Source organism: Streptomyces sp. NPDC101393, from assembly GCF_044767385.1.
GTDB lineage: Bacteria > Actinomycetota > Actinomycetes > Streptomycetales > Streptomycetaceae > Streptomyces.
Window position 1 is genome coordinate 371361 of sequence record NZ_JBIWNU010000007.1, and the last position, 18871, is coordinate 390231.

At 71.0% G+C, this 18871-nt stretch carries 18 protein-coding genes; 15 read left to right on the forward strand and 3 right to left on the reverse strand.

Annotated elements, in window-relative coordinates; translation table 11 throughout:
• Positions 1-76 precede the first annotated feature (76 nt).
• On the reverse strand, positions 77-718 hold the full coding sequence (locus ACIRQ7_RS23980; protein WP_401474954.1) for a potassium channel family protein: 642 nt from the start codon (positions 716-718) through the stop codon (positions 77-79).
• 67 nt (positions 719-785) lie between these two features.
• On the opposite strand from ACIRQ7_RS23980, the gene ACIRQ7_RS23985 reads away from it, so the two are divergent.
• From ACIRQ7_RS23985 to ACIRQ7_RS23995, 3 genes are all read left to right on the forward strand, one after another.
• The gene (locus ACIRQ7_RS23985; protein WP_401474957.1) at positions 786-1343 is read left to right on the forward strand and encodes an HIT family protein; all 558 of its coding nucleotides are present in this window, start codon (positions 786-788) and stop codon (positions 1341-1343) included.
• Between the two features lie 122 nt (positions 1344-1465).
• Entirely contained in the window at positions 1466-2278 is an 813-nt protein-coding gene (locus tag ACIRQ7_RS23990) for a polysaccharide deacetylase family protein (protein ID WP_404264825.1), read from the forward strand.
• A complete protein-coding gene (locus ACIRQ7_RS23995; RefSeq protein ID WP_404264826.1) occupies positions 2278-3498 on the forward strand; it encodes a YncE family protein in 1221 nt (406 codons plus the stop codon). Before ACIRQ7_RS23990 ends, ACIRQ7_RS23995 begins: the two co-directional genes overlap by 1 nt.
• Before the next feature lie 9 nt (positions 3499-3507).
• On the opposite strand, the gene ACIRQ7_RS24000 is transcribed toward ACIRQ7_RS23995, so the two are convergent.
• Positions 3508-5190 carry a hypothetical protein gene (locus tag ACIRQ7_RS24000; RefSeq protein ID WP_404264827.1) on the reverse strand — a complete coding sequence of 561 codons (1683 nt, stop codon included), beginning with the start codon at positions 5188-5190 and terminating at the stop codon, positions 3508-3510.
• Between the two features lie 83 nt (positions 5191-5273).
• Entirely contained in the window at positions 5274-7472 is a 2199-nt protein-coding gene (locus ACIRQ7_RS24005; RefSeq protein WP_404264828.1) for an elongation factor G-like protein EF-G2, read from the reverse strand.
• Between the two features lie 219 nt (positions 7473-7691).
• Here ACIRQ7_RS24005 and pgsA point away from each other — a divergent pair, with 219 nt between their 5' ends.
• The 12 genes from pgsA to secD all read left to right on the forward strand — a co-directional run bounded on the left by pgsA (position 7692) and on the right by secD (position 18870).
• On the forward strand, positions 7692-8348 hold the full coding sequence (gene pgsA, locus ACIRQ7_RS24010; RefSeq protein WP_401474972.1) for a phosphatidylinositol phosphate synthase: 657 nt from the start codon (positions 7692-7694) through the stop codon (positions 8346-8348).
• On the forward strand, positions 8345-9406 hold the full coding sequence (locus ACIRQ7_RS24015; protein WP_404264829.1) for a phosphatidylinositol mannoside acyltransferase: 1062 nt from the start codon (positions 8345-8347) through the stop codon (positions 9404-9406). Before pgsA ends, ACIRQ7_RS24015 begins: the two co-directional genes overlap by 4 nt.
• Positions 9403-10563 carry a glycosyltransferase family 4 protein gene (locus ACIRQ7_RS24020; protein ID WP_404264830.1) on the forward strand — a complete coding sequence of 387 codons (1161 nt, stop codon included), beginning with the start codon at positions 9403-9405 and terminating at the stop codon, positions 10561-10563. Before ACIRQ7_RS24015 ends, ACIRQ7_RS24020 begins: the two co-directional genes overlap by 4 nt.
• Positions 10564-10645: 82 nt before the next feature.
• Complete coding sequence (locus tag ACIRQ7_RS24025; protein ID WP_401474981.1) at positions 10646-11191, forward strand: hypothetical protein; 546 nt, start codon at positions 10646-10648, stop codon at positions 11189-11191.
• A 149-nt stretch (positions 11192-11340) separates the two neighbouring features.
• On the forward strand, positions 11341-12252 hold the full coding sequence (pdxS, locus tag ACIRQ7_RS24030) for a pyridoxal 5'-phosphate synthase lyase subunit PdxS (protein WP_404264831.1): 912 nt from the start codon (positions 11341-11343) through the stop codon (positions 12250-12252).
• An 8-nt stretch (positions 12253-12260) separates the two neighbouring features.
• Positions 12261-12851, forward strand: a complete 591-nt coding sequence (pdxT, locus tag ACIRQ7_RS24035; protein WP_404264832.1) for a pyridoxal 5'-phosphate synthase glutaminase subunit PdxT — start codon at positions 12261-12263, stop codon at positions 12849-12851.
• A gap of 62 nt (positions 12852-12913) precedes the next feature.
• The gene (locus tag ACIRQ7_RS24040; protein WP_401474990.1) at positions 12914-13666 is read left to right on the forward strand and encodes a YebC/PmpR family DNA-binding transcriptional regulator; all 753 of its coding nucleotides are present in this window, start codon (positions 12914-12916) and stop codon (positions 13664-13666) included.
• A 210-nt stretch (positions 13667-13876) separates the two neighbouring features.
• The gene (gene ruvC, locus ACIRQ7_RS24045; RefSeq protein ID WP_401474993.1) at positions 13877-14428 is read left to right on the forward strand and encodes a crossover junction endodeoxyribonuclease RuvC; all 552 of its coding nucleotides are present in this window, start codon (positions 13877-13879) and stop codon (positions 14426-14428) included.
• The gene (gene ruvA / locus ACIRQ7_RS24050; RefSeq protein ID WP_404264833.1) at positions 14425-15045 is read left to right on the forward strand and encodes a Holliday junction branch migration protein RuvA; all 621 of its coding nucleotides are present in this window, start codon (positions 14425-14427) and stop codon (positions 15043-15045) included. Before ruvC ends, ruvA begins: the two co-directional genes overlap by 4 nt.
• Before the next feature lie 97 nt (positions 15046-15142).
• Positions 15143-16231 carry a Holliday junction branch migration DNA helicase RuvB gene (gene ruvB, locus ACIRQ7_RS24055; RefSeq protein ID WP_401474999.1) on the forward strand — a complete coding sequence of 363 codons (1089 nt, stop codon included), beginning with the start codon at positions 15143-15145 and terminating at the stop codon, positions 16229-16231.
• Between the two features lie 161 nt (positions 16232-16392).
• Positions 16393-16935: a preprotein translocase subunit YajC gene (yajC, locus tag ACIRQ7_RS24060; RefSeq protein ID WP_404264834.1), complete on the forward strand. Its 543-nt coding sequence runs from the start codon at positions 16393-16395 to the stop codon at positions 16933-16935.
• Positions 16936-17088: 153 nt separating this feature from the next.
• Positions 17089-18870, forward strand: coding sequence for a protein translocase subunit SecD (gene secD / locus ACIRQ7_RS24065; protein WP_404264835.1), 1782 nt, complete (start codon positions 17089-17091; stop codon positions 18868-18870).
• Position 18871 lies beyond the last annotated feature (1 nt).

Genomic DNA, 18871 nt, shown 5'->3' on the forward strand with positions numbered 1-18871 from the left:
GGGTTCTCCCCGAGAACCTGACGAAGGCCCCGGCGAGCGGCATCCGCTCCCGGGGCCTTCGCCGTGCCCCGGCCCCTCAGCTCTCGCCCTCCTGCCGGAAGCGGCGCAGCAGCCAGGAGGAGAACGAGCCGACCACCGCGCCGACCAGGGCGACCCCGACACACATCAGCCCCGAGCCGATGAAGCGGCCGCGCACCGTGACCGGGGTGACATCGCCGTATCCGGTCGTCGTCAGTGCCGAGACGGCCCACCACACCGAGTCGCCGAAGGTATGGATGTTGGCGCCCGGGGCGTAGCGCTCGTCGTGGTAGACGGCCAGGCTGGCGGCGAAGCCCAGCAGCAGCGCCGCGAGCCCGGAGTACAACATCACCCGCGCCTCCAGGACGAGCCGGGGCCGGTCCCTGCGCCGCTGCAGCCGCTCGTGCAGGTCGACCATGCGCAGCGGGCGCAGCAGCGGCAGCACGGTCACGATCAGGTCCAGCCAGCGGGTGCGGATGAAGTGCCGCCGGTCGTTGCTGAAGGCCAGCCGTGCCAGATACTCCACGCCGAAGACGCTCCAGGACACGACGGTGACCGTCTCCCACAGGGTGTGCCAGCCGGGGGAGAGGTCGGGGCACAGGACCCGTACCGCGTACGAGGTCAGGAAGAGGAGCGACGCGACGAAGAGGTAGGGCTCGGCGCCCTTTTCCCATTCACGGAGCCGCTCTTCCCTGTCCACCGGGTCAGCATCGCGGAGCCGGGGGTACAGCTCGCCCCAACGACACGCGGCCGGAAGGCGAAGTCATATGCTGGCCCGTATGACAAGCGAGCCGGAGCAGCAGATCGGAGTCGGGACACAGGACGCCTTCCAGCGCCTGTGGACGCCCCACCGGATGGCGTACATCCAGGGGGAGAACAAGCCGAGCGGCCCGGGGGCCGACGACGGCTGTCCGTTCTGCTCGATTCCCGCGAAGTCGGACGAGGACGGCCTCGTGATCGCGCGCGGCGAGCACGTCTACGCGGTGCTGAATCTCTACCCGTACAACGGCGGACATCTCATGCTCGTCCCCTTCCGGCACGTCGCCGATTACACCGAGCTGGACGGGCCGGAGACCGCGGAGCTCGCCGAGCTGACGAAGCGGGCGATGACGGCGCTGCGGACCGCGTCCGGGGCGCACGGCTTCAACATCGGGATGAATCAGGGCACCGTCGCGGGGGCCGGTATCGCCGCGCATCTCCACCAGCACGTCGTGCCCCGCTGGGGCGGCGACACCAACTTCATGCCGGTGGTCGGCCACACCAAGGTGCTGCCCCAACTCCTCGCCGACACCCGGGCGATGCTCGCCGACGCCTGGCCCGTCTAGACGCACCGTCCGCCGGCGCCCTCGGGCGTCGGCGTCGTCGTGCGGGACGGTGCAGGCGACACGCATCCCGAGGAATCCGACAAATCGCCCCAATTGGGAATAGTTGCCCCTCTAATGGTGTGGTGACTTCCCTAGAACGCCGCTCCGTGCTGCGCGCGGCCGTCTCGGCCGCGGCCGCCGGTGCGCTCGCGTCGGGCTGCGCCGGGGCCCGTACGGACTCCACCGCCGTACGGGCCGCGGCAACCGGCCGCTCCGGTGGGCCGAGCCCCGCAGCGCCCGGCCGTGCCTCGCCCGCCCCCGCGCACGCCGCCCGGCCGCCGACCCTGGCGCCCGGGCTGCCCGCGCAGATCGACCACGGGCCGCGGGGCGGTCACGCCGTCGCGCTGACCTTCCACGGCAAGGGCGACCCACGGCTGGCGACCGCCCTGCTCGGCGAGGCGGAGCGGGCCGGCGCCCGTATCACCGTGCTTGCCGTCGGGGAGTGGCTCGACGAACAGCCCGCGATGGCCCGCCGGATCCTCGACGGCGGCCATGAGCTGGGCAATCACACGATGCACCACCGCAACATCTGCGCACTGCCCGCCGATGAGGCGTACGCCGAGATCACCCGGTGCGCCGACCGGCTGAAGGCGCTCACGGGCAGCATCGGCAGCTGGTTCCGCCCCTCGCAGACCCAGCGGTCCACGGACCTGGTGACCCGGCTGGCCCGCAAGGCCGGCTATCCGCACGTCCTGTCCTACGACGTGGACTCCCTCGACGCCGACGACCCCGGGGCGGCGGCCGTGCAGCGCACCGTGCTGGGCGCCCTCACGCCGGGCTCGGTCGTGAGCCTCCACCTCGGGCACGCCGGCACGGTGGCCGCGCTGCCCCCGATTCTCGACGGCCTCCGCCGGCGCGGTCTGCGTGCGGTGACGACTACGGAGCTGGTGACCTGATGGCTGAACGCATCCGTACCCCTCACCGCCGCAACGGCTGGTGGCCCGTGCGCGGCGGCCGGCGGGCCGGGCTGCTGGCGGTGGCCTGTGCGCTGGTGGCGGCGGGCTGCGGTGGCGGCGGCAGCGACATCCGGGCCGCCGAGAAGAGCCAGCGCCCCGCCAAGCCCTCGCCGGTCAAGGCCGTCAGCCCCGGTCTGCCCGGGATGCCGCCGCCGCTGGAGGCGGACGACCTCTACGCCGCGGACCGGCCCGGCAAACTGGCGCCGCAGGTCAAGGATTTCCCCTCGCGGGTGTATGTGCCCAACACCGAGTCCGACACCGTCAGCGTGATCGACCCGAAGACCTACAAGGTCATCGAGACCATCCCGGTCGGCGTGCAGCCGCAGCACGTCGTCCCGTCCTGGGACATGAAGACGCTCTGGGTCAACAACAACCGCGGCCACGACCTCACCCCGATCGACCCGGCCACCGGAAAGTCCGGTGAGCCCGTCGACGTGCACGACCCGTACAACCTCTACTTCACGCCGAACGGCAAGTACGCGATCGTGATGGCCTCGCTGGACAGGCAGCTGGTCTTCCGCGACCCGCACTCCATGAAGATCCGCAAGACCGTCCCGGTCTCCTGCGCCGGCGTCAACCACGCCGACTTCTCGCCGGACGGCAGGTACTTCATCGTCTCCTGTGAGTTCTCCGGCGAACTGCTCAAGGTCGACACCGAGAAGATGAAGGTCATCGGCCAGGAGAAGCTGCCCTTCGACGGGGCGATGCCGCAGGACGTGAAGATCTCCCCGGACGGCAAGACCTGGTACATCGCCGACATGATGGCCGACGGCGTCTGGGTCCTCAACGGTGACACCTTCGAACGGCCCCGCCTGATGCCGACCGGCAAGGGCGCCCACGGCCTCTACGTCAGCCGTGACTCCAAGAACATGTACATCTCCAACCGCGGCGAGGGCTCCATTTCCCTCCTCGACTTCACGACCGGCAAACTCGTCGACAAGTGGCACATCCCGGGCGGCGGCAGTCCGGACATGGGCGGAGTCTCCGTGGACGGCAAGGTGCTGTGGCTCTCGGGCCGCTACAACTCCGAGGTCTACGCCCTCGACACCCGGACCGGTAAGACCCTGGCGAAGATCCCGGTGGGTGCCGGGCCGCACGGGCTCGCCGTCTACCCGCAGCCCGGACGGTACTCGCTGGGCCACACCGGGATCTTCCGCTAGCCGTGTCCCCTAGGCGTTGTACTCGTCCGCCTTGCCCGGTTCGGCGCCCTGGATCATGCCGCTGAGGACCAGGGACCGGTTGTCGAAGCGCTCGGTGTCCACGCCGTTCTCCTTGAGCACGCTCAGGGCGGCGGCGTGCACCGTCCGCAGGACCGGGGTCGCCGCGCGCAGCGCGTCATCGGCCATGAAGCGGTGCCGCCAGGGCTTGTCGGCCCAGACGTGGCGCAGCCCGAAGGGCTCGGGGAGGGTCAGCTTGCCGCCCATGAAGTCCAGCACCGAGGGGAACCACGTCAGCGGGGCGCGGGCGGCGAGCCGGACGACCTCGCCGGGGTGAATGAGCGGCAGCTGCTGGGTCTTGGTCTCCCAGAACTTCACGACCTTGGCGACGTCCTTGGTCTTGGGCTCCGGCTTGGTGGTGAACAGGGAGTTGACCGGACCCAGGGCATGACCGGTCACCTCGACGCGCAGCGTCTCGTGCAGCACCGTGACGGTGATCATCAAGGTAATCACCAACTGGCCGTCCCAGAGGACGAATTGGACGCCGAGGTAGTGGCGGTTGCCGCTGCCGAACTGCTGCTCGTTGCAGATCCGCTCGATCTCGTGCCCGCGGACCTGATAGGCCTCGATCTCGGTGCCCTCCGGGTGGGCGACCTCCTTGGCCTTCTCCCCGACCGGCGAGACGATCCAGTGGCGCACGGACGGGGGCTGCTGGAATCCGCCGGTGTGCAGCGGCGAGCGCTCCAGCAGGCGCAGCCGGTCGTGGATGACCCGGATGACGTCCCAGCTGCGGAACGGGTGGATCTCCCCGCCCGCCTGAGCCGGCTTCAGCTCCTCGGCGAGCTGCCAGCTGCCCCAGCGGGTGCCCATGCCGAGTATCCCCTTGGGGCCGGCGTAGAAGACGACGTTGCTCTTCTGCTCGGCCGACACCTTGGCGAGGTTCTGCCGGAGGGTCTCGGCCGCGATCTCGTTCGGGTCCTGCGGCACCGCCTCGGGGATCTTCGCGGCGACGCCACCGCCCTCCAGCAGGCCCTTCCAGGCCTCCCGCAGCATGACGGCGGTCTTCTCGCAGATCTGCTTGGCCCACCACCAGCCGATCACGGGGACGACGAGCATGGCGCGGACGTACAGCATCCAGAAGCCCGTGGTCGGCAGCTTGACCATCGCGAACAGGGCGAGACCGGCGAGCACGGCGAGCAGGACGGCACCCAGCGCACTGACGCCGCGGGGCCCGCCCTCCTTGGCGGGGTCCTTGGAGAACACCTTCTTGAGCTGGAACGCGCCGAGCCACAGCAGCACCCCGGGCAGGAACACCAGCCCGAACAACACCATCAGCAGCGTGAGTTTGGCGTCCCGCTGCTTGCGGACGCGGGTGGCGGACAGGCAGTGCTCGACGATGGCCTGGGGTTCGGTGCCGAAGGACTGGATCAGCGCCTTGCGGCCGCCACCGAGCATCCGCACCTGCACGGCGCGCGAGAACGCCTCGCCGAGATTGGGCGCGAACAGCGACAGCTTCGGCTTCTTGATCTCGGACTTGCCGGAATCGGAGTCGGCCTTGGAGATGTCGGCGACCGGGCCGTCCCGATAGGCGGCCGAGGCCAGCGCCTGGGTCGCCGCTGTCTGCCCGGCGCCGCCCAGGAGCGGCACCTGCGCACCGGGACTGAAGTCAAAGCCGTCTGCCACTACCGCCCCCATCACCGCACATCCGAGGAATCCCAGCGTACAGCCGCCGTCCAGCCCAAGGGAGTTGAGCGGGACGACGGCTGACGCAGCGTTGACTATGCGCCGTTCTCCGGCGCCTGACGCAGCTTCGAGGCGAGCTGCGGCGGCATCGGCTCATGCCGCAGGTAACAGCGTTCGAAGCGCCCGGTCCCGTGCGAGAGGGAGCGCAGATCGACGGCGTACCTGCCGATTTCGAGCTCGGGCACCTCGGCGCGTACGAGTGTGCGACCCGCTCCCGACTGCTCGGTGCCCACCACCCGGCCCCGGCGCCCCGACAGATCGCTCATCACCGGGCCGACGAAGTCGTCCGGAATCAGCACCCGCACCTCGGCGTACGGTTCGAGGAGATCGATCCGGGCCTCGGCGGCGGCCTCGCGCAGCGCCAGCGCGCCCGCCATCTGGAAGGCGGCGTCCGAGGAGTCGACGGAGTGCGCCTTGCCGTCCAGCAGTGTGACGCGGATGTCGACGAGCGGATGCCCGGCGGCGACCCCCGCGCGGGCCTGGGCGCGTACGCCCTTCTCGACGGACGGGATGAACTGGCGTGGCACCGCGCCGCCGACCACCTTGTCCACGAACTCGATGCCGGAGCCGCCCGGCAGCGGCTCGACCTCGATCTCGCAGATCGCGAACTGGCCGTGTCCACCGGACTGTTTCACATGGCGGCCGCGCCCCGTGCCGCCCGCCCCGAAGGTCTCCCGCAGCGGCACCTGGTGGGTGACGGTGTCGACCTGGACGCCGTAGCGCGACCGCAGCCGCTCCAGCGCCACATCGGCGTGCGCCTCGCCCAGGCACCACAGCACCACCTGGTGGGTGGCCTGGTTGTGCTCCAGGCGCATCGTCGGATCCTCCGCCACCAGCCGGGACAGGCCCTGCGACAGTTTGTCCTCGTCGGCCTTGCTGTGCGCCTGGATGGCGACCGGCAGCAGCGGGTCCGGCATCGTCCAGGGCGCCATCAGCAGCGGTGTGTCCTTGGCCGAGAGGGTGTCGCCGGTCTCGGCGCGGGTCAGCTTCGCCACACAGGCCAGATCGCCGGCGATCGCCTTGGGCAGCGGGCGCTGCTGCTTGCCGAACGGTGCGGACAGCGCGCCGATCCGCTCGTCGACGTCGTGGTCCTCATGCCCCCGGTCCTGCAGACCGTGGCCCGAGACATGCACCGTCTCGTCCGGGCGCAGGGTGCCGGAGAAGACCCGGACCAGCGAGAGGCGCCCGACGTACGGGTCGGAGGAGGTCTTGACCACCTCGGCCGCCAGCGGCCCTGCCGGATCGCAGGTCAGCGGCGCACGCGGGGCGCCGTCGATCCCGGTCACCGCGGGCGCCTCGCACTCCGCCGGGGTCGGGAAACCGCCGGTGATCAGCTCCAGCAGTTCGACGGTGCCGAGCCCCTGCCTGGAGCCCTCGGCGGCGGGGGCGGCGGCGAGTACGGGGTGGAAGGTGCCGCGGGCGACCGCGGTCTCCAGGTCACCGATGAGGGTCTTGACGTCGATCTCCTCGCCGCCGAGGTAGCGGTCCATCAGGGACTCGTCCTCGCTCTCGGCGATGATCCCCTCGATGAGGCGGTTGCGGGCCTGCTCGATCAGCGGCTGTTCGTCGCCGGTCGGTGCGCGCTCGGTGCGCTCACCGGAGGAATAGTCGAAGACCCGCCGCGTGAGCAGGCCGGTGAGGCCGTGCACGGGGGAGTGGCCGTCGGCACCGGGCGTGCCGTACAGCGGCAGATAGAGCGGAAGCACGGCATCCGGGTCCTCGCCGCCGAAGGTGGCGCGGCAGAGCTCGGTCATCTCGTCGAAGTCGGAGCGGGCGGCTTCCAGGTGGGTGACGACCAGGGCGCGCGGCATGTTGACGGCGGCGCACTCCTCCCAGACCATCCGGTCCGCACCGGCGACCCCGTCCGCCGCCGAAATCACGAAGAGGGCCGCGTCCGCAGCGCGCAGACCGGCCCTCAACTCCCCGACGAAATCCGCGTATCCGGGGGTGTCCAGAAGATTGATCTTGACTCCGCCCCAGTCGACCGGGACCAGGGAGAGCTGTACGGAGCGCTGCTGGCGGTGCTCGATCTCGTCGTAGTCGGACAGCGCGGCGCCGTCCTCGACCCGGCCCGCCCTGTTGACCGCGCCGGAAGCCAGCGCCAGTGCCTCGACCAGTGTGGTCTTCCCCGAACCGCTGTGGCCGACCAGCACCACATTCCGCAGGGCGGTGGGCCGGTCGGCCGCCGACGCCCTGCCGGCGGCTCGCGGGTGTGTACTCGACTTCTCGCTCATGTGTCTCGCCTCCAGGTCGACACTTTGCGGTGATTCGAGCTTTCCACCGAGGTCATGATGCGTCCATACGTGGCGCAGGGCCGGGGCCCACCGGGCGGGGCGGCCCCCGGCCGCACCCGGTGCCGCGATGCGTTCGCGGTGGCCCCTGGCGCGCTGGCTACGATGGGCCAGCCGGTGGCCCATCGACCGCGCGGCCCGTATCGACCCTCCGGGAAGGCCATGCTGAACAAGTACGCGCGTGCGTTCTTCACGCGTGTTCTCACGCCGTTCGCCGCCCTGCTCATCCGTATCGGGGTCAGCCCGGACGCGGTCACCCTCGTCGGGACCGGCGGCGTGGTGGCCGGCGCCCTGGTCTTCTACCCGCTGGGCGAGTTCTTCTGGGGCACCATCGTCATCACCCTGTTCGTCTTCTCCGACCTGGTCGACGGCAACATGGCCAGGCAACTGGGCCGCACGAGCCGCTGGGGCGCCTTCCTCGACTCCACCCTCGACCGGGTCGCGGACTCCGCGATCTTCGGCGGACTCGCCCTCTGGTACGCCGGACGCGGCGACAGCCTGATGCTCTGCGCGATGGCGATCTTCTGCCTCGCCAGCGGGCAGGTGGTGTCCTACACCAAGGCACGCGGCGAGGCCATCGGACTTCCGGTGAACGTCAACGGGCTGGTGGAGCGCGCCGAGCGGCTGGTCATCTCGCTGGTCGCCTGCGGCCTGTCGGGACTGCACAAGTTCGGGGTGCCCGGAATCGAGATCCTGCTGCCGATCGCCCTGTGGGTCGTCGGCATCGGCAGCACCGTCACCCTCGCCCAGCGCGTGGTGACGGTGCGCCGTGAGTCGGCCGAGGCCGACGCCATCGCACAAGGGGGGAACGGCGCATGAGCCGTGACGACAGGACCGGACCGGACGCCGGCACGAGGCGGACCGGCCGGTGGAAGATCGACACCGGGAAGCTCACGGACGGGCTCTACGGTCTCGGCTGGAGCACCGTCAAGAAGCTCCCCGAGGGGGTCGCCGTACGGCTCGGCCGGCGGATCGCCGACACGGTCTGGAAACGCCGCGGCAAGGGCGTGCTCCGCCTGGAGTCCAACCTCGCCCGGGTCGTCCCGGACGCCTCGCCGCAGCGGCTCGCCGAGCTCTCCCGGGCCGGGATGCGCTCCTACATGCGCTACTGGATGGAGTCGTTCCGGCTGCCTGCCTGGAGCAAGGACCGGATAAGGGCCGGTTTCACGCCCCAGGACGTGCACCACCTGGAGGACGGCCTCAAGAGCGACCGCGGGGTCATCCTGGCGCTGCCCCACATGGGCAACTACGACCTCGCGGGTGTCTGGGTCACCACCAAGCTCGGCGTGCCCTTCACCACCGTCGCCGAGCGCCTCAAGCCCGAGACCCTCTACGACCGCTTCGTCGCCTACCGCCAGGGCCTGGGCATGGAGGTGCTGCCGCACACGGGCGGCGCCGCCTTCGGCACCCTGGCCCGGCGGCTGCGGGCCGGCGGCCTGGTCTGCCTGGTCGCCGACCGCGATCTGTCCAGTTCCGGGATCGAGGTCACCTTCTTCGGGGAGGCCACGAAGATGCCGGCCGGACCCGCGATCCTCGCCGCACAGACCGGCGCGATGCTGCTCCCCGTCACCCTCTGGTACGACGACACCGCCATCATGCGCGGCCGCGTCCACCCCGAGATCGAGGTCCCCGGGACCGGCACCCGCAATGAGAAGGCCGCCGCGATGACCCAGGCACTGGCCGACGCGTTCGCCTCCGGCATCGCCGAGCACCCCCAGGACTGGCACATGCTGCAGCGCCTGTGGCTCGCCGACCTGGAAGCGCGCGACGACCTCCCCGCACCTGCGGGCGAAGCGCCCCGCCCACCGCGCGAGCAGCCTTCCGTGCCGCCCCGCAATGACGCCGAGGCCGAGGCCACCGGAACGGAGACCGCGTGAGAATCGGCATCGTCTGCCCCTACGCCTGGGACGTCCCCGGCGGCGTCCAATTCCACATCCGTGACCTCGCCGAACACCTCATCCGGCTCGGCCACGAGGTCTCCGTCCTCGCCCCGGCGGACGACGAGACCCCCCTCCCGCCGTACGTCGTCTCCGCGGGCCGCGCCGTCCCCGTCCCGTACAACGGTTCCGTCGCCCGGCTCAACTTCGGTTTCCTGTCGGCGGCCCGGGTGCGCCGCTGGCTGCAGAACGGCGCCTTCGACGTCATCCACATCCACGAACCGGCCTCCCCCTCGCTGGGGCTGCTCTCCTGCTGGGCGGCGCAGGGCCCGATCGTGGCGACCTTCCACACCTCCAACCCGCGCTCCCGGGCGATGATCGCCGCGTATCCGATCCTGCAGCCCGCACTGGAGAAGATCAGCGCACGCATCGCGGTCAGCGAATACGCCCGCCGCACCCTCGTCGAACACCTCGGCGGCGACGCCGTCGTCATCCCCAACGGCGTGGACGTCGACTTCTTCGCGCGCGCCGAGCCCAAGGCCGAATGGCAGGGCCACACGATCGGCTTCATCGGCCGGATCGACGAACCGCGCAAGGGCCTGCCGGTCCTGATGAAGGCCCTGCCCACGATCCTTGCCGAGGTGCCGGACGCCCGGCTGCTGGTCGCCGGCCGCGGCGACGAGGAGGAGGCCGTCGCGGAGCTGCCCGCCGAGCTGCGCTCCCGGGTCGAATTCCTCGGCATGGTCAGCGACGAGGACAAGGCCCGGCTGCTGCGCAGCGTCGATGTGTACGTCGCACCGAATACCGGCGGCGAATCCTTCGGCATCATCCTCGTCGAGGCCATGTCGGCCGGGGCACCCGTCCTGGCCAGCGATCTCGACGCGTTCGCCCAGGTCCTGGACCAGGGCGAGGCCGGCGAGCTGTTCGCCAACGAGGACGCCGCCGAGCTCGCCGCCGCCGCCGTACGCCTGCTCGGCGACCCCGAGCGGCTGGCGGAACTCCGCGAGCGCGGCAGCAAGCACGTCCGCCGCTTCGACTGGTCGACGGTCGGCGCGGACATCCTCGCGGTCTACGAAACGGTGACCGACGGTGCCGCCTCGGTCGCCACCGACGAACGGGTGGGCCTGCGCGCCCGCTGGGGCCTGGCCAAGGACTGACGGCGCCCCGGGGCGGCCGCCGGTTCCCGGTGGCCCCCCGGCGGCCGGGGGCGGCCCCGACGGACGGGTAACGTGACCCCGCGTGACCACCTTCATCTGGATCGCGGCTGCCGTCGTCCTCATCGGCGTCTATCTGAGCTGGACGGCCGGCCGGCTCGACCGCCTGCACGCGCGCATCGACGCGGCACGGGCCGCCCTCGACGCCCAACTGCTGCGGCGCGCCTCGGTCGCCCAGGAAGTGGGCACCTCGGGCGTCCTCGACCCCGCGGCCTCGATCGTCCTCTACCAGGCGGCGCACGAGGCCCGGCAGGCCGAGGAGGACCACCGCGAGGTGGCCGAGAGCGAGCTCAGCCAGGCGCTGCGCGCCATCTTCGACGAGGAGGCCCAGCTGGAAGCCGTCCGCGAGGCACCGGGCGGCGAGCAGACGGTCACCGAACTCACCGCGGCGGTGCGCCGGGTCCCGATGGCGCGACGGTTCCACAACGACGCCGTACGCGCCGCGCGCGCCGTCCGCCGGCACCGGGTGGTGCGCTATCTGCGGCTGGCCGGCCACGCGCCGTTCCCGCTGGCCTTCGAGATGGACGACGAACCGCCGGCCGTCCTCGACGACCGCTCCGCCGGGAACTGAGCGCGCCACCGCAGCCGCGGACGACTCCGGCCGGGGCCGCCTGCGGGGCGTGACGAGCCACTGACCTCTAATTGGCCCTTTTCGCGGGCCCCGCACACACGGTTGTGTAGGCGTCGTAGCGCAACCACCCGCATTGAGTGAGGTCAACCGTGTCCAGCACGCCCACCACGCCCCAGCACCCCGAGACCGGAACCGCGCGCGTCAAGCGCGGTATGGCCGAGCAGCTCAAGGGCGGCGTGATCATGGACGTCGTCACGCCGGAAGAGGCGAAGATCGCCGAGGACGCCGGCGCCGTCGCCGTCATGGCCCTGGAGCGGGTCCCCGCCGACATCCGCAAGGACGGCGGCGTGGCCCGGATGTCGGACCCCGACATGATCGACGGCATCATCAACGCCGTCTCCATCCCGGTCATGGCCAAGTCCCGCATCGGCCACATCGTCGAGGCCCAGGTCCTGCAGTCGCTCGGCGTCGACTACATCGACGAGTCCGAGGTCCTCACCCCGGCCGACGAGGTCAACCACTCCGACAAGTGGGCGTACACCACCCCCTTCGTCTGTGGTGCCACCAACCTGGGCGAGGCGCTGCGCCGTATCGCCGAGGGCGCGGCCATGATCCGCTCGAAGGGCGAGGCCGGCACCGGCAACGTCGTCGAGGCGGTCCGCCACATGCGCCAGATCAAGGGCGAGATCGCCCGCCTGCGCGGCTACGACAACAACGAGCTGTTCGCCGCCGCCAAGGAACTGCGCGCCCCGTACGAGCTGGTCAAGGAGGTCGCCGAGCTCGGCAAGCTGCCGGTCGTGCTGTTCTCCGCCGGCGGCGTGGCCACCCCGGCCGACGCGGCCCTGATGCGCCAGCTCGGTGCCGAGGGCGTCTTCGTGGGCTCCGGCATCTTCAAGTCCGGCGACCCCGCCAAGCGCGCCGCCGCGATCGTGAAGGCCACCACCTTCTACGACGACCCCAAGGTCATCGCGGATGTCTCCCGCAACCTGGGCGAGGCCATGGTCGGCATCAACTGCGACACCCTCCCCGAGGCCGAGCGCTACGCCAACCGCGGCTGGTAGGGACGTAGATGAGCACCCCCACCATCGGTGTGCTGGCCCTCCAGGGCGACGTCCGCGAGCACCTCACGGCGCTCGCCGAGGCGGACGCCCTGGCCAGGCCGGTGCGCCGCCCCGAGGAACTGGAAGGGCTCGACGGCCTGGTCGTCCCCGGCGGCGAGTCCACCACGATGTCCAAGCTGGCCGTCGCCTTCGGCATGCTGGAGCCGCTGCGCGCGTTCGTCCGTGCGGGCAAGCCGGTCTACGGCACCTGCGCCGGCATGATCATGGTCGCGGACAAGCTGCTGGACGCCCGCGAGGACCAGGAGACGCTCGGCGGCGTCGACATGATCGTGCGCCGTAACGCCTTCGGGCGGCAGAACGAGTCCTTCGAGGCCGCCATCGACATCGCCGGCATACCCGGCGGACCCGTCCAGGGAGTCTTCATCCGGGCGCCGTGGGTCGAGTCGGTCGGTGCGGCGGCGGAGGTCCTGGCGACGTATGACGGGCACACGGTGGCCGTGCGGCAGGGTAACGTCCTTGCCACGTCTTTCCACCCGGAGCTGACCGGTGACCACCGCGTCCACGCGTTTTTCGTGGACATGGTGCGTGCGGCGGTCTGAGGCGATCCCGGTAGGATCTCAGGCGTTCGTTTCTCAATTGGTTACGCGAAGGAGACAGGCGGATGTCCGGCCACTCTAAATGGGCTACGACGAAGCACAAGAAGGCCGTGATCGATGCCAAGCGCGGCAAGCTCTTCGCGAAGCTGATCAAGAACATCGAGGTCGCGGCCCGCACCGGCGGCGCCGACCCCGAAGGCAACCCGACGCTCTTCGACGCCATCCAGAAGGCCAAGAAGAGCTCGGTGCCCAACAAGAACATCGACTCCGCGCTCAAGCGCGGTGCCGGTCTTGAAGCGGGCGGCGCCGACTACGAAACCATCATGTACGAGGGATACGGCCCCAACGGTGTCGCGGTGCTCATCGAGTGCCTCACCGACAACCGCAACCGTGCCGCCTCGGACGTCCGCGTCGCGATGACCCGCAACGGCGGCTCGATGGCCGACCCGGGCTCGGTGTCGTACCTCTTCAACCGCAAGGGCGTCGTGATCGTCCCCAAGGCCGAGCTGTCCGAGGACGACGTCCTCGGTGCCGTCCTGGACGCGGGCGCCGAAGAGGTCAACGACCTCGGCGAGTCCTTCGAGGTGCTCAGCGAGGCCACCGACCTGGTCGCGGTCCGCACCGCGCTCCAGGAGGCCGGTATCGACTACGACTCGGCCGACGCCAGCTTCGTCCCGACCATGCAGGTCGAGCTGGAGGAAGAGGGCGCGCGCAAGATCTTCAAGCTGATCGACGCGCTGGAGGACAGCGACGACGTGCAGAACGTCTTCGCCAACTTCGACGTCTCCGACGAGACGATGGCCAAGGTCGACGCCTGAGCCGCACTCCGTACCCGACAACGGCCCGCCGGTGAGAACCGGCGGGCCGTTGCCGATGGCGGGAGTTCATGGCGGGAGTCCGGGTACGCGGCCGCCGCGGACGCCGCACCCGCCCGCCCCCGACGCATTGTCAGTGGCAGCCGATAACCTGCAGGAACAGTCTGCCGGTTGGCCGCCGATCGGTCGGCGGCCGGTCATGAGAGGGGCATTGTGCGCGTACTGGGTGTGGACCCGGGTCTGACCCGATGCGGCGTCGGCGTGGTGGAAGGCGTCGCCGGCCGCCCGCTGAAGATGGTCGGCGTCGGTGTCGTGCGTACCCCCGCGGACGCGCCCGTCGCCGACCGCCTGGTCCTCATCGAGCGCGGCATCGAGGAATGGCTCGATGCGCACCGCCCCGAATTCGTCGCCGTGGAGCGGGTGTTCAGCCAGCACAACGTCCGTACGGTGATGGGCACGGCCCAGGCCAGCGCGGTCGCCATGCTGTGCGCCGCGCGCCGCGGACTGCCCGTCGCCCTGCACACCCCCAGCGAGGTCAAGGCCGCCGTCACCGGCTCGGGCCGGGCCGGCAAGGACCAGGTCGGCGCGATGGTCACCCGGCTGCTCCGGCTCGACGCACCCCCCAAACCGGCCGACGCCGCCGACGCCCTCGCGCTGGCCATCTGCCACATCTGGCGCGCGCCCGCGCTCAACCGCCTCCAGCAGGCACACGCCGCCGCCCGCCGCACCCCCGCTCCCACCCGCACGCTGAAGGGCACCCGATGATCGCCTTTGTCTCCGGCCCGATCGCGGCCCTGGCCCCCGACACCGCGGTCGTCGAGGTCGGCGGTCTCGGCATGGCCGTCCAGTGCACACCCGACACCCTGTCCGGGCTGCGCATCGGACAGCAGGCCAAGCTCGCCACCTCCCTCGTCGTCCGCGAGGACTCCCTGACCCTCTACGGCTTCGCCGACGACGACGAGCGGCAGACCTTCGAGCTGCTGCAGACCGCCAGCGGCGTCGGGCCCCGGCTCGCCCAGGCCATGCTGGCCGTGCACTCCCCGGACACTCTGCGGCGCGCGGTCGCCGGCGATGACGAGAAGACGCTCACCGCCGTGCCCGGAATCGGCAAGAAGGGCGCCCAGAAGCTGCTCCTGGAGCTGAAGGACCGCCTCGGAGCGCCGGTCGGCAACGGCCGCGCGGGCATCGGCAGCGCTGTCACCTCCGGCTGGCGCGACCAGCTGAACGCCGCCCTGATCAGCCTCGGCTATGCCACCCGCGAGGCGGACGAGGCGGTCGCCGCCGTCGCCCCGCAGGCCGAAGCGGCCGTCGCCGACGGCGGGCAGCCGCAGGTCCCGCAGCTCCTCAAGGCCGCACTGCAGACCCTGAACCGGGCGCGATGACCGCGGGCCCCCGGCCTCCGGCGGCCCGCACCCGAGCGCACCACCACGACGACCACGCAGGCGGCCCGGCCGCCCCGACCCCGCGAGGCAATCCGCAGTGAACTGGGACGACACCGCACCGTCCACCACCGACGACCCCACCGGGGCTGCCGACCGGCTGGTCGGGTCCGACGCCGACGGCGAGGACACCGCCGTGGAGGCCGCGCTGCGGCCCAAGGACCTGGGGGAGTTCGTCGGCCAGGAACGGGTGCGCGAACAGCTCGACCTGGTGCTCCGCGCCGCCCGCGCCCGCGGTGCCACCGCCGACCACGTCCTGCTCTCCGGCGCCCCCGGCCTGGGCAAGACCACCCTCTCGATGATCATCGCCGCCGAGATGGGCGCCCCCATCCGCATCACCTCCGGCCCCGCCATCCAGCACGCCGGCGACCTGGCCGCGATCCTCTCCTCCCTCCAGGAGGGCGAGGTGCTCTTCCTCGACGAGATCCACCGGATGTCCCGGCCCGCCGAGGAAATGCTCTACATGGCCATGGAGGACTTCCGCGTCGACGTGATCGTCGGCAAGGGCCCCGGCGCCACCGCCATCCCCCTCGAACTCCCGCCGTTCACCCTCGTGGGCGCCACCACCCGGGCCGGCCTCCTGCCGCCCCCGCTGCGCGACCGCTTCGGCTTCACCGGCCACATGGAGTTCTATGCCCCCGCCGAGCTGGAGCGGGTCATCCACCGCTCGGCCGGCCTGCTGGACCTCGACATAGAGGCCGACGGCGCCGCCGAGATCGCCGGCCGCTCCCGCGGCACACCCCGTATCGCCAACCGCCTGCTGCGCCGCGTCCGCGACTACGCCCAGGTCAAGGCCGACGGCCTGATCACCCGCGAGATCGCCTCCCAGGCGCTCGGTGTCTACGAGGTCGACGCCCGCGGTCTGGACCGCCTCGACCGCGCCGTCCTCACGGCACTGCTCAAGCTCTTCGGCGGCGGCCCGGTGGGCCTGTCGACCCTCGCGGTCGCGGTGGGGGAGGAGCGCGAGACGGTGGAGGAGGTCGCCGAGCCGTTCCTGGTGCGCGAAGGGCTGCTGGCCCGTACCCCCAGGGGCCGGATCGGGACGCCCGCGGCCTGGGCCCACATGGGGCTGGTTCCGCCGCAGCAGCAATCGGGCGGAAGTGGACAGCAAGGCCTCTTCGGGGCGTGACGGCGCGGAGACTCGCCCGGTCAGGAACTGCGGTGGGATGCTGGGCGTTGTTCCACCGGTGCGGACTGACTTAGACTCCGCCGATGCCGTCCGTATGGACGTGCATGCCCACCCCCGTATATGAGACCGCGGATCGCGGTCGTGCGAAGGATTTCCGTCCCGTGAGCATCATGACTCTCCTCCCTTTCGTCGTCCTCATCGGGGCCATGTTCCTGATGACCCGGTCTGCCAAGAAGAAGCAGCAGGCTGCCGCGCAGATGCGCAATGAGATGCAGCCCGGCACCGGCGTCCGCACGATCGGCGGCATGTACGCCACCGTCAAGGAGATCCACGAGGAGTCCGTACTCCTCGAGGTCGCCCCCGGCGTGCACGCCATCTACGCCAAGAACGCCATCGGGGCGGTGCTCGCGGACGAGGAGTACAACCGCATCCTGGACGGTGCCGACCCGATCAAGGGCGACGAGCCGACGGTCCCGGACGACGCCTCCTCGCTGACCGGCGCGAGCGCCGACGCCGCCACCGAATCGGGTGACAAGGCCGACAAGATCGACCTGGGCAAGACCGAGGCCGCGGCCGACGACGCCGGCGCCGTCGAGCCCACCGCCAAGGACGTCGAGGACGCCAAGACCGCCAAGGACGCGGTGGAGGACGACGCCGAAGCCGCCAAGGACGAGAAGAAGGCCGGCGGCGCCGACGCGAAGTAGGTCCCGCCCGGACGGAACCGCGGAGGCACCCCACGCGCGGTGCACCGCGGTTCCGGGACGGTCTAGGCTCCGGCGGGGGCATGTCCCCACAACACTTCGTGGCCGCTCGGCAGACACCCGAAGCCGAGTGGTTGGACAGGGAGATACGAGAAGGTGGCAGCACCGAACAAGGGCCGTAGGGCGCCCACGAGCCAGGGCCATCCGGGGCGCACCCTGCTCCTGATCCTGATCGTGATGGTGGCGCTGGTCGGAGGAATGTTCTACTCCGGCACTCTGACGCCACGACTGGGCATCGACCTGGCGGGCGGCACCAGCTTCACGCTCCAGGCCGAGAACCAGCCGGGCAAGCCCAACGCGATCAACGAGACCAACATGAAGACCGCCGCCGCCATCATGGACCGGCGGGTCAACGGTCTGGGTGTGACGGAGGCCGAGGTCCAGACCCAGGGCGAGAATCACATCATTGTGAACATCCCCAAGGGGACGAACCCGAAGCAGTCCCGCCAACAGGTCGGCACCACCGCCCAGCTCGGCTTCCGCCCGGTGCTCACCACCACCGCCGGGAAGAAGACGCCGCCGCCCACCCCGAGCCCCTCCAAGAGCGGCAAGAACGACAAGGGCGGCGCCAAGGGCAAGGACGCCAAGGATGACAAGCCGCAGGCCTCGTCGCCGGCGAAGCCATCCTCCGGCCCCACGACCCAGGGCCGCGCGGTCACGGACTCCCTGAAGAAGGCTCCGTCCGACCCGCCCAAGGCCACCGACCCGGCCTCCGCCAAGCCTTCCACGCCCCCGGCCCCGACCCCGCCGCCGACGGGCGCCGCGGAGATCCCCGCGGCCCTGCAGAAGCAGCTCGACGCGCTGGACTGCTCCACCAAGGCATCGCGCGCCGTGGCCGGTGAGAAGGCCGCCGGCAGCAAGCCCGGCGATCCGGTGGTGGCGTGCAAGAACGACGGCACGCAGAAGTACGCGCTGGGCGCGGTCGGTGTCGAGGGCACCGACGTCGACGACGCCAAGGCGGTCTTCGACAGCCAGGGCGGCCAGGGCTGGATCGTCCAGATGGACTTCACCTCCGACGGTGGCAAGAAGTTCGCGGACGTCACCGGCAAGCTCGCCGCCAATCAGCCGCCGCAGAACCAGTTCGCGATCGTCCTGGACGGCGCCGTGGTCTCCGACCCGCGCGTCAGCCAGCAGCTCAACGGCGGCAGCGCCACCATCTCCGGCGGCTTCACGCAGCAGAGCGCCGAGGAGCTCGGCAACATGCTGTCGTACGGCGCGCTGCCCCTCTCCTTCAAGATCGTCGACGAGACCACGGTCACCGCCGCGCTCGGTGGTGAGCAGCTGCAGGCAGGCCTCATCGCGGGCGCCATCGGCCTCGCGCTCGTCGTCGTCTACCTCGTCGCGTACTACCGGGGCCTCGCCCTGGTGGCGTTGGCGAGCCTGGTGGTCTCCGCGATCCTGACGTACACGATCATGACGTTGCTCGGCCCGGCGATCGGCTTCGCGCTGAACCTGCCGGCTGTCTGCGGCGCCATCGTCGCCATCGGCATCACCGCCGACTCGTTCATCGTGTATTTCGAACGCATCAGAGACGAGATCCGCGAGGGCCGCACGCTGCGACCCGCCGTCGAACGCGGCTGGCCGCGCGCCCGCCGCACGATCCTGGTCTCCGACTTCGTGTCGTTCCTGGCGGCCGCGGTGCTCTTCGCCGTCACCGTCGGCAAGGTGCAGGGCTTCGCGTTCACGCTCGGCCTGACCACCGTCCTCGACGTCGTCGTGGTCTTCTTCTTCACCAAGCCGCTGATGACGCTGCTGGCGAAGAAGCGGTTCTTCTACGAGGGCCACTCCTGGTCCGGCCTGGACCCCGAGCGGCTCGGCGCCAAGCCGCCGCTGCGCCGCCGTCGCGGCAGCACCCGCACCGAGACCAAGGAGGCGTGAG

Bases quoted from the DNA above. Each gene is read 5' to 3' on its own strand.
- ruvA (WP_404264833.1), top strand. From the start codon at position 14,425: ATGATCGCCTTTGTCTCCGGCCCGATCGCGGCCCTGGCCCCCGACACC.
- ACIRQ7_RS24000 (WP_404264827.1), bottom strand. From the start codon at position 5,190: ATGGGGGCGGTAGTGGCAGACGGCTTTGACTTCAGTCCCGGTGCGCAG.
- pdxT (WP_404264832.1), top strand. From the start codon at position 12,261: ATGAGCACCCCCACCATCGGTGTGCTGGCCCTCCAGGGCGACGTCCGC.
- ACIRQ7_RS24005 (WP_404264828.1), bottom strand. From the start codon at position 7,472: ATGAGCGAGAAGTCGAGTACACACCCGCGAGCCGCCGGCAGGGCGTCG.
- pgsA (WP_401474972.1), top strand. From the start codon at position 7,692: ATGCTGAACAAGTACGCGCGTGCGTTCTTCACGCGTGTTCTCACGCCG.
- ACIRQ7_RS23995 (WP_404264826.1), top strand. From the start codon at position 2,278: ATGGCTGAACGCATCCGTACCCCTCACCGCCGCAACGGCTGGTGGCCC.
- ACIRQ7_RS23985 (WP_401474957.1), top strand. From the start codon at position 786: ATGCTGGCCCGTATGACAAGCGAGCCGGAGCAGCAGATCGGAGTCGGG.
- ACIRQ7_RS24040 (WP_401474990.1), top strand. From the start codon at position 12,914: ATGTCCGGCCACTCTAAATGGGCTACGACGAAGCACAAGAAGGCCGTG.
- ACIRQ7_RS24015 (WP_404264829.1), top strand. From the start codon at position 8,345: ATGAGCCGTGACGACAGGACCGGACCGGACGCCGGCACGAGGCGGACC.